The organism is Rhodococcus sp. ACPA4, from assembly GCF_002300185.1.
Classification (GTDB): Bacteria; Actinomycetota; Actinomycetes; order Mycobacteriales; family Mycobacteriaceae; genus Rhodococcus_F; species Rhodococcus_F globerula.
This window is the reverse complement of the sequence record NZ_NSDY01000001.1, coordinates 2,886,753-2,902,765: the sequence shown is the minus strand read 5'-3', so window position 1 is coordinate 2,902,765 and position 16,013 is coordinate 2,886,753. Positions and strand designations below refer to the sequence as shown.

1 protein-coding gene is annotated in these 16,013 nt (G+C 63.5%); it reads left to right on the top strand.

Annotated elements, in window-relative coordinates; translation table 11 throughout:
* Nucleotides 1–17: 17 nt before the first annotated feature.
* Nucleotides 18–16,007 carry a non-ribosomal peptide synthetase gene (locus CJ178_RS13135; protein ID WP_257013122.1) on the top strand — a complete coding sequence of 5,330 codons (15,990 nt, stop codon included), beginning with the start codon at nt 18–20 and terminating at the stop codon, nt 16,005–16,007.
* The last annotated feature ends 6 nt before the right edge of the window (nt 16,008–16,013 follow it).

The window sequence follows — 16,013 nt, the reverse complement described above, 5'->3', positions numbered from 1 at the left end:
TACATAATTCGGGGCTGATGAAGGTGGAGGTATCGGGTTTGAACTCTTTCCCGCTGTCTCGTGCCCAACAGGCGCTGTGGCTGGCGCAGCAAGTCAATCCTTCAACCCCTTTTGTTGTTGCCCAGTACGTGGAACTTCGGGGACTTATCGACGTGTCCGCTTTGATCGAAGCAACGGACCGTGGGTGCCGCGAGATCGAATCTGCGCTGGTACGGCTGGTCGAGACGGATGCGGCACCACACCAGGTTGTTGACCTTTCAATTCCCGATTCGCTTGGCTATGTTGACCTACGCGGCAGTAAGAATCCGTTCGAAGCAGCACATCAGTGGATGACGCTGAGATATTCACGCCCGATTGATATGTCGGTCGATCGTCTAATTGCCGCCACTTTGTTGCACGTCTCAGAAAATCATTACTTCTGGTATTCGCACGCCCACCACTTGGTACTCGACGGACATGGCGCAATGACGCTTATGAATCGAGTTGCGGAGCATTACACACATTTGGTGGAAAACACTGAGGTGCCGCCCTTACGTGCGCTCGGATTGCATGAGCTGTACCAGTTGGATACGTCGTATCGTTCGTCTTCCCGATTCGAAACAGACCGGCAATATTGGGCTCAGCTGGTTGACGGTATGCCAGAACCCGTGCGGTTGACCGAGCGCCGCGCAGCGCCGTCGATGCCGCAGCGCATGCTCACCCGCACCATGGACGCAGATCTCGCCGCGCGGATCACCACAGTTGCGAAACTGTGGGAAACCAGCGAGGTTCCGATTATCGCCGGTGCCTACGCCGTGTACCTGGCCCGCATGGCCGGAGTTACCGAAGTTACTCTGAGCCTTCCCATTTCAGGACGAACGACGGCCGCGATGCGACGCTCCGGCGGAATGCTCGCCAATATCGTGCCGATGCGCGTGTCGGTTGATCCGGAATTGACAGCGGCCCAACTTGTGAATCAGCTCTCCACACAGTTGACGGGCGCCCTGCGCCATCAGCGATTCCGTTACGAAGACATGGCCGGCCCCGACAGCCGCGGCGGAACCCGTGATTCGGCTGGACCCGCCGTGAACATCATGATGTTCCACAACACTATTCGCCTCGGCGACGTTGTCGGAGAATTTCACGTACTCACGTCCGGCCCTATCGACGATCTGTTCTTCAGCATCTACCCAGCGGTTGCGGGCGCTGATATTCGGTTGGGATTCGAGGCGAACCCCGGTGTTTACAGCGAGCAAGACCTCGAGCTTCACCACCAGCAGTTTGTGCAGGTTCTGACCGAGCTTGTCGATGCGCCCGAGGATCTTCCAGCGGGCAGCCTCGGCGTGCTGACCGCCGACGATTACGCGATGCTGGTGCCCAGCAGGGGATTACCGGCCATCTCGCCGCAGACTCTCGACGCAGTTCTGTCCGAGGGATCCGGCGGCGCCGGAACGCCGGCTGTCCGCGCGGGCGGCGCTACGATCACCTATGGTGAGTTCCGCTCTCGATCAGCCTTCCTGTGTAACAAGCTGATTGATCGTAGCGTTGGTGCCGGTGACGTGGTGGCGATCATCGCATCGCGTTCGGCGGAGTCGGTAGTCGCCTTCCGCGCGGTCATCCGATCAGGCGCCGCGTTCATGTTTGTCGATCCGGACTACCCGGCCGAACGTATCGAATTCATGTTGGCGGACGCGGGCGTGAGCGTCGTAGTTGCGCCGCGATCGTGGTCGGCGCCTACGGGAATCACGCACGTGGACATCAACACCGATCGCTACGACGATGCCGATCAACACGAAACACCGGTACTGCGCGCTGCGGCGATCGATGATGTTGCCTACATCGTCTACACATCAGGCTCCACCGGGCAGCCGAAAGGTGTTCCGGTTACACACCGCGCCGCGACTTCGCTGCTGCGCGCCCACTCCAGGAATCTTGTTGTCGACGCGTCGGCCCGGGTCGCTCACTTTGTTTCACCCGCTTTCGACGTTGCGGTACTGGAACTTCTTCTTGCACACGGAACCGGCGCAACCGCGGTAGTGGTGCCGCCCGGCTTGATCGGCGGTGCTGATCTGGCCGACTACCTACGCGCAGAACGCGTGACGCACTTCCTGTCCACGCCGGCGGTGGCGTCGTCGATGGATCCGAGCGGCTTGCCGGATCTGCGCATGCTCAACGTCGGCGGCGAGTCGCCATCGCCGGATCTGATCGAGCGGTGGTCGCCGTACGTCGGCGTCGTCAACTCGTACGGTCCCACCGAAGCGAGTGTGACCGCGTTCATGAGTGAACCGCTGGACCCGGCGCAGCGGCCGCCGATCGGCCGGCCCATCGACGGCGTCTCCGCCGTTGTGCTGGATGCACGTCTGCAGCCGAGCGCAATTGGAGCAACCGGCGAACTGTATGTGATGGGCCCCGGACTGGCACGCGGATACGTGCGCCGCGCGGGCCTTACCGCAGAGAAGTTTGTTGCTGCGCCGTACGGAGACCCGTCGAGTCGCATGTACCGAACCGGCGACCTCGTGCGGTGGTCGGCAGAGCGCCAGCTCGAATTTGTCGGGCGCGCAGACCATCAGGTCAAGATCCGTGGTGTCCGGGTCGAACTCGGTGAGGTGGAAGCGGCACTGACGTCCGTCTCAGGTGTGGCGTCGGCGCTGGCTGTCGCTCGCGACGGCGAAATCGCTGCGTACGTTGTACTCAAGGCCGATGAGGGGCCTGAGTCCACCGACACGTCGGTTGTCACCGAGACGTCGTTTGTCACCGAGCATCTGGCGAATGTTCTACCCGCTGCGATGATGCCGTCCTCGGTCACCGTGGTCTCTACCTGGCCGACCACCGTAAACGGCAAGATCGACCGTGATGCCCTACCCGCGCCGCATCGCGAAGCGGACGTCGCGCTGCAACCGGTCGATCACCACGAAGCTCTTGTTGCCGCCGTGATGGCAGATGTGCTCGGGGTTGCATCGCTGGGTACGGATGCCGATTTCTTTGCCTCCGGTGGTAACTCGCTTGCCGCGGTGTATGTCGCGAACAGGCTGTCCGAGGCCCTTCGCATTCGCGTAGGTGTCCGCGACGTGTTCGAGGCCTCGACACCGACGGGACTCGCGCAGCACCTTCGCCGAACGGCCGCAGGATCGGCGTTGCCGGAACCTGTTGTGGTCCCCGCCGATGTCGTGGTGGAACCGTCACTGGCGCAACAACGTATCTGGCTGCTCTCGCGTCTCGCCCCGGAATCTTCTGCCTACAATGTCTCTTTCGAGGTGACGCTCGGCGGAGTGCTCGACATCGACGCGCTCGAGCTGGCGTTTGCCGACATCCAACAGCGGCATCGCGTCTTGCGGACGATGTATCCCATCGGAGCTGCAGGCACAGCAGTGCAGGTCCTGGCGGAATCCACGACAAGCCTGCTGCAGGTGGGCGCAGACGAGTACGCCGCCGCGGCCGCAGATGCAGCCAGGCGCGGATTCGACGTCGCTGCCGAACTGCCACTGCGCTTGGTCTTGGCGTCTTTCGGCGAACACGACCACCGCTTGACCGTCGTTGCTCATCACATTGCTGTAGACGGACTCTCGTTCGGTGCGGTGGTAGGTGACCTGGTCCGGGCATATGACGATCGCGTTCGCGGCATACAGCCGAACTGGCCGGTGCAAGCGCTGGATTATCGCGACTATTCGGTGTGGCAGCGAGCAGCGCTCGGTGACCCCGATCAGTCTGGAAGTCTTGCTCATGACCAACTTGCGTTCTGGGAGAACACGCTTCGGTCGCTGCCGACGCACGTGGATCTGCCCACCGACAGGCGACGGGCGATAGGTACGGAGCCGCCCGCTGCCACTATCGCGTTCGACATACCGGCAGATCTTCACTTACAGCTGACGGCGATTGCCCGCGAGCACAACGCCACCACGTTCATGGCCCTGCACGCAGTGCTTGCAGTCCTGCTCCACAAGATCACCGGCGCAGAGGATTTTGCGATCGGGACTCCCACGTCCGGACGCGCGCATCCGGCGTTCGATTCCACGGTTGGCATGTTTGCCGGCACGGTGGCCCTGCGAACGGCGACCAAGCCGGGGGACACCTTTGCCGCCTTCCTCGAACAGGTTCGCGATGTCGATCTTGCCGCAATGTCACACGCAGATGTGCCGTTCGATTGGGTGGTCGATCGGGTTGCACCCAACCGCGGACTGAACCGGAATCCGTTGTTCCGTGTTGTGCTAGCGCTCGACGCGTTTGGTACCGAGGCCGATATGGCACTCGGCTCCGCGACGGCACACGGCGTGGGACGCACCCCCGATCACGCTCGGTTCGACATCGAAATGGCCGTCCGTGAAGAACGCCTTCCCGACGGCTCGCCCGGAGGAATCGCTGGGTCACTCACCTACGCTGCCGATATCTTCGACGCGGAGACCGTGACCGGATGGATGGACCGGCTGCTGCTAGTCTGCGAAGCCGTCACGGCCACGCCGGATATCACGCTTCGTGCTGTCGACATCCTGAGCGCTGGCGAACATGATGCGCTGACGCCGGTTGTGTCGGAGCCTGCCCACTCGGCACACTCCTTGGCAGAACTGTTTCTGGCACAGGTGGTTACACACGGTGATGACGTTGCAGTAGGCGTCGGCGAAGATCGTCTCACGTACTCCGAGCTCGAACATCGGTCTGCAGTGCTTGCCGGCGCATTGATCGAGCGCGGCGTTCGGCTGGGAGACCGGGTGGCCGTTGCGCTGTCGCGCTCGCCGGAGTTCGTGGTTGCGGTGCTGGCCGTAGTTCGGTCCGGCGGTGTGTACGTTCCCCTCGACCTCGACTATCCCGACGCACGCCTCGAATATCTGCTCGGCGACGCCGCACCAACCCACGTGCTCTGCGCCGAATCTGCGGTGACCCGCCTGACGAACTTCGGCCGCGAACTGATCGACGTTGCGGCAGTGGGGGATCCCGACCTGGCCCGACGCCGCGCGGTAGTACCTGCGCAGGACGCGTACCTGATCTACACCTCCGGCTCCACCGGCACCCCCAAAGGTGTTGTGGTGTCACATGCCAACGTCATCGCGTTGCTGGCGGCAACCGAAAAGATTCTCGATGTAGGCGCAGGCGACGTGTGGACGATGTTCCACTCCGGTGCATTCGACTTCTCGGTCTGGGAGATGTGGGGAGCGTTGACAACCGGTGGACGGTTGGTTCCCGTCGACGCCTATGTCGCCCGGTCCACTCCGCAGTTCGCGCAGTTGCTGGTAGACGAAGGAGTCACTGTTCTCAATCAGACTCCGTCGGCGTTCCAGGCGCTTGCCGCGATCACGCAGTCCACCGAACTGCCCGTGCGGCTGTTGATCTTCGGCGGGGAAGCACTGGATGTGGGCTCGGTTCGCGGCTGGCTCGCCAGCCATCGCGAGATTCGCGCCGTGAACATGTTCGGCATCACCGAAACCACGGTGCACGTCACAGCATTCGATCTTTCGGGCGCCGGTGACGACGATTCAGTCATCGGCACGGCGCTTCCCGGACTCCGTACGTATGTATTGGACAGCTCGTTGCGGCCGGTGCCGGAAGGTACCGTCGGCGAACTGTATGTTGCCGGCCCGCAGGTTTCGGCCGGATACTTCGGTAAGCCCGCACTGAGTGCAACCAGATTTGTTCCCGAACCCGCCGTTGCCGGATCGGTGATGTACCGCAGCGGCGACAGGGTTCGGATGTACCGGGGCGCGCTGCGGTACATCGGTCGTGCCGACAGTCAGGTAGAGCTGCGCGGCTATCGCATCGAGCCGGGCGAGATCGAAGCGGCGCTGTTGCGTCGGCCCGAGATCAGCGCGGCCGCAGTAGTTCTGCGTGAGCTGCCCACCGGACCGGCGCTGGTGGCCTACATCGCGCCGGACAGCGGGGATGCGGACGCCGTTGTCACGGATCTGCGCAACCAGTTGCCCGCTCATCTGGTGCCCACGCTGATTGTGCCGCTGCCCGCACTGCCGATCACCGCGCACGGCAAACTCGACCGAGCAGGATTGCCTGAGCCTGCCTCGCGCCCCACCCACGGGCGGCCACCGCGCGACCCGATGGAAGAAACCGTTGCAGCAGTATTCGCCGAACTCCTGCACCTCGAAACCGTGGACGTCGCACGGAGTTTCTTCGACCAGGGCGGAAACTCTCTTATCGCGACCCGTCTGTCTACCCGGTTGAGCGCGGTCTTCGACACCGACATCGATGTGCGTGAAGTATTCGAGCGCCCCACCGTCAGCGAATTGGCCGCAGGCATCAGCGCCAGGATCGGCAGTGGCCGTCGACGCATCGCTCTCGAACCTGCCGGCAGCGATGCAGAATTGATCCTCTCGCCGGCTCAGCACCGCATGTGGATTCTCAACCAGTTCGACACCACCGCAGCCGGATACAACATTCCCGTGATTCTGCGACTCGACGGAAACGTCGACGCCAAGACGCTGCGCAAAGCCGCGGTTGACGTAGTAGAGCGGCACGCGACGCTCCGGACGGTCTACCCGGTGGGAGTCGACGGTGTGCGTCAGGTGGTGCTCGAGGCCGAACTGGTCACTCCCGCACTCGAACCCGTGACAATCGGCTCTGAATCGGTCATGGACCGGGTTGCCGAGTTGGTGGGATCAAGCTTCGATGTGACGGTGGATCCACCGGTTCGCGGCGAACTGTTCCGCCTCGACGAGGGCTCTCATGTTCTGGCATTGGTGATCCACCACATTGCCGCGGACGCGTGGTCGATGGACGCGTTGATTCGAGACACCGTCACCGCATACACCGCCCACGCGAAGGGCGTCGCGCCGTCCTGGCAGCCGTTGCCGGTTCGGTACACCGATTACAGCGTGTGGCAGCGCGATTCGGGAGTTCCCGATCATGTCGCCGAATACTGGCTGGAGAACCTGGCCGGTTTGCCAGATCAGGTGACGTTGCCGCTGGATCATCCACGGCCGCTGACGCCGTCGGGCCTGGGCCGATCCCATCAGGTCGAGCTCGGTGATTCCTTGCGCGGGCTGCTCGACACCCTGGCACGATCACACAACGCCACCACGTTCATGGTGATGCATGCCGCGCTGGCCGCACTCGTCTCGCGGTACAGCGCCAGCGCCGACGTGCCGATCGGGACAGTGGTGGCCGGCCGCTCCGATCCCAAGCTGGACGATCTGGTGGGAATGTTCGCGGGCACGTTGGTTCTGCGAACCACGATCGATCGAACCGCGTCCTTCGCGGAGTTGTTGGGCCACGTTCACCAGCAGGACCTGGCCGCATACACCCACGCGGACATGCCTTTCGAGACGCTCGTCGAACAGCTGAATCCGGCCAGGTCGCCGTCGCACCACCCGCTGTTCCAGATCGCGCTGTCCTTCCAGGCGCCGCGGCCGACCAGCTGGGAACTGCCGGGCCTGACTCTCACCCCGATGGTCGCAGAGTTCGAACACGCCAACTTCGATCTTCAGCTCAATGTGACGGACGCTGCAGATGATCACCCGATGCGTCTGGAATTTGCCTACAACGCAGATCTATTCGACGCAGCCTCGGTCAGCCGCTTCGCGGAACGGTACGTGCGCTTGCTCGAGCAGGTAGCCGCTGATCCGTCAGTGATCCTCGGACGGATCGATCTCCTGGACTCCGGTGAGCGCGCCGCGTTGGTTCCGGCCAGCGGGGTCGACACCAGCGCGACAACCACATTGGCGTCGATGCTCACCCGTGGAGTGCGCACCGCACCGGACGCGCTGGCAGTTACCGGCAACGGCGATACCCTGACCTATCGCGAACTCGATCGCCGCTCCGACGTTGCCGCGGCGGACTTGCGCGCCGACGGTGCGGGGCCCGAACGGGTGATCCCGTGGACGGCGGATCGCACTGTCGATTCCATCGTCCGGTTGTGGGCCATCGCCAAGACCGGTGCGGCGCCCGCCTTGATCGACCCCGCTCAACCGGCGTCGCGCACCCTTGATGCGCTCAGCGCGGTGCTTTCCCCAGATCTTGGTGCTGCAGCGACAGAGACGATCCCCAGCGGCGGCGCCGCCTACGTCGTGTTCACCTCGGGTACCTCGGGCGCGCCCAAAGCCGTCGTGGTCACGCACGAGGGTCTGGGAGCACTCGACGCCGATCTGGCAGCGCGCTACCGCGCAAGCACTGGTTCGCGCGTACTTCACCGCGGCGCACCGGGATTCGATATGACGCTCCTGGAGGTGTTGATCGCCGGCTCGAGCGGCGCAACACTGGTGCTCGCGTCGGATGCCGAGTTTGCCGGTCCCGCGCTCACCGACCTGCTTCGACGCGAACAGATCACACACCTGTGCATCACACCGACGGTGATGGCGACGGTCGAGGACAACGATCTGCCGCACCTCGAGATGGTGATGCTCGGTGGTGAGCGCCTGACCGCCGACATTGTCGAACGATGGTCACCGGGACGACGCGTAGTGAACGGCTACGGTCCGGCCGAGGCAACCATGTACACCGTTGCGACAGAACCGCTTATCGCAAACGGCCGCGACATCCCGATCGGGTATCCCGTAGCCGGCGTCGACGCGTTTGTTCTCGACAACTTCCTCGAGCCGGTTCCACCTGGCGTCGCGGGCGAGCTCTACCTTGCGGGCGCTGCGCTTGCGCGTGGATACGCCGGTCACCCCGAATGGACGGCCGAACGCTTTGTCGCCACCGCAGGCGGCGCCAGGATGTACCGCACCGGCGATCTGGTGATGTGGAAGAACACCGGTAGTGGCCACCGGCTGCACTACCTAGGCCGCAACGACGCGCAGTTGAAAGTCAACGGTGTGCGGATCGAGCCTGCCGAGATCGAAGCGGCCATCGCAGCGATCACGGAAGTCGACTTCTGCGCAACGGTTCTCCGCACCAGCACCGCGGACACTCCGATGCTGGTGACGTATGTGCGCCCGAAACGTGGTGCGCAGCTTGACGGTGACGACCTGCGCCGCAGGCTCGCCGATGCGCTCCCGTCGTACATGGTCCCGGGTGCCGTTGTGGTTTTCCACGGCGATCCGCCCGTGGTGAACGGCAAGCTCGACGTGCGCGCATTGCCGACACCCCGCGTATCCGCCTTGCCCTTCGAGCCCCCGCGCACCGCCACCGAACGCGCTGTGGCCGACGTATTCGCCAGCGTGCTCGGAACCGACCACATCGGCCGTGGCACACACTTCTTCGATCAGGGCGGAAACTCGCTACTCGCTACCCGAGTGACGTCGCAGGTAGGAAACACCCTGGCACGGAACATCTCGCTGAGACTGCTGTTTGCACACCCGACCGTCGCGGAACTTGCTGCGGCGCTGGAACAAGAGCCGGATTCCGATCACGGTGTGGCGGACATTGTTGCCGGTCCGCGTCCGGTAGAAATTCCGCTCTCACGCAATCAGCAACGTATGTGGGTGCTCAACACCCTCGACGCCACCAGCAGCGCGTACAACCTGCCGGTTGCCGTTGACCTACGCGGTGAGCTCGACGGTGCGGCTTTGCAACTCGCCCTCGGTGACGTGCTGAACCGGCACGAGATCCTGCGAACCGTCTACCCGCAGCGGCCACCGGTACAGCAGATTCTGGCCGATGCGGAACTGGCTCTCGAATCCCGTTCTGCCACCGAAGACTCACTGGATGCCGATCTGCATGCCTTTGCATCCCAAGGGTTCGACGTGAGCAATCAGCTCCCCATTCGCGCCGCATTGTTCACACTCGCGCCCGAACATCATGTGCTCGCGGTGAACGTGCACCACATTGCCGCAGACGGTGGCTCTCTGGTGCCGATCGTTCACGACGTGCTTGCTGCCTATTCGTCCCGGCGCGCGGGTTCGGCTCCGCAGTGGCAGCCGCTGCCGGTTCAGTACGCGGATTATGCAGTGTGGGAACAGGCTTCGGAATCCGAATCGGTATCTCACTGGCAGACGGAACTCGCGGACGTCACCTCGGTGGCGCCGCTGACGCCGGATCGCCGTCTCGTGTCTACGCCGTGGACAGCAGATCGTGTGGAGTTCTCCCTGGACGCCCACACCACGTCGGCGATCGCGGACTTGGCCGGCCGGGCCCAGGCAACACCCTTCATGGTCTTTCACGCCGCACTGGCAGCAGTTCTCTCGAGATTTAGCGGCAGCTCGGACGTGGTGATCGCAACCGCGGTGGACGGCCGCCGATCACCGGCCCTCGACAATCTGATCGGAATGTTTGTCGACACTGTCCCGCTGCGGGCACAGATTCATCGCGACACGACGATGCTCCAACTCGTGGAACAGGTTCGTGAGCGCGATCTTGCGGCCTTCGAGCACAGCGATGTGCCCGTGGAAGCTCTGACCTCGATGCTCGGTGGCCGGATGCCGCAGGTTGCGTTGGCACTGCAGAACTTCACCATTCCCGACGTCGACATCGCCGGCCTGGCCGTCAGTGCTACCGAAATCGAGACAGGCGCAGCCAAGTTCGAGATGCAGGTATCGCTGACCGAGCGGCCGGACGGCCACACGGACGGGCTGGTTGTGTACGCGCGGGAGCTCTTCGACGCCGCGACTGCGCAATCGGTGGCCGACCTGTTTGTCGACGTTGTGCAGCGCGCGCTTGCCAACCCCTCCGTGGTGGCGTCGGAAGCATCAACGATCTCCGCACCCAGCTGGGTGGCAACACCCGTTGATTCGTCCCGGACTCTGAGTGAGATCTTCACCCGTACCGCAGTGGCGTTTCCCGACAACGTTGCACTGCGCGACGGCACAGAGATGCTCACGTATCGAGAACTCGACGACGCGTCGAACGAATTGGCACGTGAGCTTGTGGCTGCCGGTGCCGGACCTGGCGCGGTGATCGAGATCAGCGCGGTGCGATCGATCGACTACGTCCTCCGTCTGTGGGCGATAACCAAGACCGGCGCTGCTTTTGCGCCGATCGACCCTGATTTCCCCGACGCCCGTCTGCGTCAGTTGCGGTCGGTGTTGCACTCGGTCAGCCCTGTTCCCGGCACGCAGAATCCGGACGCCGTGGCGTACGTCATCCATACCTCCGGTTCGACCGGTAACCCCAAAGCAGTTGCGGTAACCCACCGCGGGCTCGGCCCGCTCACGGACGAAGCTGTGGCGCGATACCGCGTCACACCGGATTCGGTTGTCCTGCAGGGCTACAACCCGAGCTTCGATGCCGCTCTGCTCGAGATGTTGCTTGCCTTCGGCAGCGGAGCAGCATTGGTTGTAGCGCCACCCGACGTCTACGGTGGCCGGGACCTCGAAAAGTTCGTGGCAGAACACCGCATCACGCACCTACTGTCCACCCCGGGTGTGCTCGACACGATGGACCCGGCCGCACTGCCACTGCTCGACGTGGTTGCCGTGGGCGGCGACGTTCTCTCGCCCGCGACCGCACACGCCTGGAGTGCCGGCGCGCGGATGCTCAACGCCTACGGCCCCACGGAAACCAGCGTCGTGGCAACTCTTGCGGATATCGACTCGGACACCGGAATTGGTGAACCCATCACCGGTACCGGAGCCGAAGTGCTCGACGCCGCTCTGCGCCCCGTCCCGTTTGTCGGGGTGGGGGAGTTGTACGTCAATGGTCCCGGTCTCGCGATGGGTTATCTCGGCGATCCCGCCGCGACGGCTACATCCTTTGTGGCGGCAGCGGGCGGGCGGCGACGCTACCGCACCGGGGACCTGGTACACCGAACAGCCAGCGGCGCATTGGGATTCGTCGGTCGGTCGGACCGCCAGGTCAAGGTGCGCGGTGTGCGTGTGGAGCTGGCCGAGATCGAGACTGCGGCGCGGTTGCTCCCCGGAGTGAGTGCTGTGTCCGTGCTCCTGATTGGCGACGTGATCACCGCATTTGTCGTTGGCGAGGAAACCAGCGAAGACGCGCTCCGACATGAAATGGCGGCGCAGCTACCCGGGTACCTCGTGCCGGGACGCATCGTCATGCTCGATGCGTTGCCGCTCACCCGCAACGGCAAGGTGGATGTGAGCGCACTGCACGCGCACCTCGGCGAATCCAAGCCTTACGCATGGCCGCTCACTGCTACAGAAGAATTGGTGACGGCAGTGATGTCGCACCACGCGGGCAGCACTGTGGGTGTGAGCCACAACTTCTTCGAATCCGGTGGAGATTCACTGTCTGCCACGGTGGTCGCGGGTCGACTGGCCTCGGTGTTCGGGCGCGGCGTATCCGTTGGTGCGGTTTTCGAGAATCCGTCGCCGCGTGCGTTGGCTTGCTGGATCGATGCGGCCGAAGACGTTGTGGTCCGGCCACCGCTCACCAGTCGTGCCGCCGAAAGCCGGGTGCCGTTGGCTCCCGCGCAGCAGCGTATGTGGTTGAGCTCGCAGCTCGGTCCGGCGTCGTCGGCATACAACTTGGTATTCGCGGTCGCCATCGGACCGGACATCGAGGCAGACGCTTTGGCGGAAGCCATATCGGATGTGGTTGCCCGGCACAGTATTTTGCGCACCGTCTTTCCCGCTGATTCCGTCGGGCCACACCAAGTAGTCGCGGATGTCGCGGCAATCGATCTTGATCCCGTGCTTGTCGGCGATCTGTACGATGGCGCAGCGCTCTTTGCGTCCGCGCCATTCCAGTTGGAACACCAACCGCCGATGCGCGTGCAGTTGACCGTTGACGGCTCCGGCGCCCGGGCCTTGGTTGTTGTGGTGCACCATATTGCGCTCGACGGCGGTTCGACGGGCATCGTGCTCACGGATTTTGCCGCCGCACTGTCTGCGAGAGGTGCGGGGCATCAACCGGATTGGCGCCCGCTGCCCGTCGACTACCAGGACTACAGCATCTGGATGCGCGGCGTGCTCGGTGACAAGAACGATCCGACCTCACTCGCTCACCGCCAATTGGACTACTGGACAACAGTTCTTCGCGGTGTCGACGGTGTTTTGCCGCTGCCGACAGACCACCCGCGGCCCGCTGCTCCGACGCAACAAGGTTCCGTCGTGTCCGCCGCGGTTGACGGTGACCTGTACGCGAGGCTGACAGCTCTGGCCCACTCGCAGGGAGTGACTGTCTTCATGCTCCTGCACAGCGTGATCGCGGTGCTGCTCGCGCGTGAAAGCGCAACCGACGACGTGGTTGTCGGCACAGCGGTAAGCCTACGAAACGATCCGGACCTGCAGTCGATGGTCGGAATGATGGTGGGTACCGTCGCGCTGCGGACGAATATCCGTCCAGGCGATCAATTCTCGGACATCCTCGACCAGGTACGACGCGTCGACCTCGGGGCCATGGACAACGCCGACGTGTCCTTCGACGACGTGGTTGCCCGAATCGCGCCGCCACGCACGGCAAACGAACACCCGCTCTTCACCGTGATGCTTGCGTATCAACGTGCACAGGAACTTCCGAGTGTGCCCGGGATCGAACCGCTCCGGCTGGCGGGGGAAGCCCCCGTAACCGCCGATTACGATCTGACCTGGGATCTGACCGATACCGGCGTCGGTCTGCGCCTGCGATTGCTGTATGCCACCGACCTGTTCGAGCAGTCGACAGCAGAACTGTTTGCCGCGAGGTTCGTGCGGATTCTGGGCGAAGTGGTGGCGCATCCGCAGAGTGTGGTGGGGGATATCGATGTACTCGGTGACCGAGCGAACCAGCCGCAGCGCAGTCGCGGTGATATCGCGCCGCTCACCCTGGCCGCACTCATCGGCAATGTGCTCGCTGAAGCTCCCGAGGCCATCGCGCTCGAGGCAGACGGCCGGGTATGGACTTACCAAGAGCTGTTCGACCAATCAACATACTGGGCTCAGGAACTGGTGGATCGGGGAATCGGGCCCGACGACGTTGTTGCCGTTGCAACTGGTCGCGGACATCTGTGGGTAGTTGCACTCTGGGCCGTGACGCGAGCCGGCGCCGCTTGGGTTTCCGTGGACCCGGATCAGCCCCGTGAGCGACTCGAAGCGATGGTTGCCGACAGCGGAGCGACCCTCGGATTGTGCGTGGCAGGCACGCGCTCGCTGTCCTCGTCGCTGACATGGATTCCGATGTCCGATCGCACTGCAACAACGCCGCTGACCGGCGCACGCGCAGCTCACCCGGACAACCTCGCCTACGTCATCTACACCTCGGGATCGACCGGCACGCCCAAAGGCGTTGCGGTATCTCATCGCGGCTTGGCAAATGTGTGTGCCACCCACCTCGAGATGTTCGAGACGGGCACCGCCATGCGCATCCTGCAGCTGGCGTCACCTACCTTCGACGCCTCGGTTCTCGAATTCATGATTGCGCCGGCCGCGCTCGGAACACTGGTTCTGGCACCGGAATATGTCTTCGCGGGAGCCGAACTGACGGAATTCATCGTCTCGCACGCGATCACCCATCTCATCGCAACGCCCACCGTTCTCTCGACACTCGACCCGAACGAGATCCCCTCGTTGACAGTGGAATCGGCGGGAGAGATGTTGAGCGTGGACCTGGCGGCGCAGTGGTCCCCTCGGCATCGGATCTTCAACGGATACGGACCCAGTGAGACCACGATCGCGGCGGCAACGTCGGCGCAGATAACCGGCGGCGACACAGCGATCGGCGGCCCCGTGCACGGAGCGTCGACGCTTGTCCTCGACTCCAGGCTGCATCCCGTTCCCGACGGCGTCACCGGCGAGCTCTACATCGCCGGTCACAACCTTGCCCGCGGATACATCCACGCGCCCGAGCGGACAGCTCTTCGGTTTGTTGCCGACCCGAACCGTCCCGGTGCCCGGATGTACCGCACCGGAGACCTCGTTCGACGACGGCGAAACGACGGTGCCCTCGAATTCGTGAGCCGCAACGACGACCAGGTGAAGATCCGCGGCATCCGCGTCGAACCCGCCGAGGTCGACGCCGGATTGCGTCAGCATCCCGCTGTCACGTTTGCGGTAACCGTTGTGGTGGACGGGGAACTGGCGTCGTACGTCACGCTCGAGGATGCGTCGGCGGATCCGAGCAGTCTGCGAAAGTTTGTTTCGGCAACCCTGCCGAGTCACCTGGTTCCCGCAACCGTCACGGTGATCGACGCGGTTCCGGTGCTACCGTCCGGCAAGGTCGACAAGGTGGCATTGCCGGCGCCGGACCACCGCGTCTCAGGTGTGATCGAGCCACCCGAAACGGAACTGGAAGAGTGCATCGCACAAGCGTTTGCGCACAACACATCCGCGCACACGGTTGGCAGGTTCGACAATTTCTTCGAACTCGGCGGAACCTCCATGGGCGCGGTTGACGTAGCGTCGACGCTTCGCACGCGGCTCGATCGTGACGTGCAGGTTCAATGGATCTTCACCGATCCGACCGTTGCCGAACTTGCCGAACGTATCGAGGCCGGCGGAAAGACCGATCCGATGGACACCATTGTCCTGCTCGGGGGAGATCCACTCGATCAGCGTCCGCCGCTCTTCTGCGTTCACCCCGTGAGCGGATTGGCGTGGTGCTACGCGGGTGTGGCGCAGCACCTGGGCGGACGTCGGGTTTACGGAGTGCAGGCAACGGGGGCGGGCGAGCTGCCCGGAACCCTCAACGCACTTGCCGAACGGTACGTGGACGCGGTGCGGATCGTTCAACCCGAGGGCGCGTACCACCTGCTCGGCTGGTCGCTCGGTGGAACTGTCGCGCAGGAGATGGCGGTGGCGCTCGAGGAGTCCGGCGCGAGCGTCGGATCGGTTGTCATGCTCGATACGTTGCCGCCGGAGCGGATACCGGCCATTCAAGCAGCTCCCACCGCTGGCGAGCTATTTGCCGAACTGGGTCTGACCGAGCTGGAAGCGCCGCGCGTCGATCTGACCTTTGCGCAGGCGGCCGACGAAATTCGCACCAGAGCTCACCTGGAATTTGTGACCGCTGAACTCCTTGAAGCTGCTTCCGAGAGAGTGGAGAAACTTGCCAGAATGGCGAGCGACCACGAGCCGAGGCTCTTCCTCGGGGTTGTGGATTTTGTTGTTGCGCAGAGAGATGTCCATCGTCATCGCGACTTGGTCGAGCGATGGTCGGATCGGGTCGCGATCATTCGCGAACACTCGGTCGATGCCACGCACGCCGAGATGATGGCGCCATCAGTTCTCTCTCAGATCTTTGACCTGGTGCGGTACGGAGAGGATTCTGATGTGACGTAGCAAGCA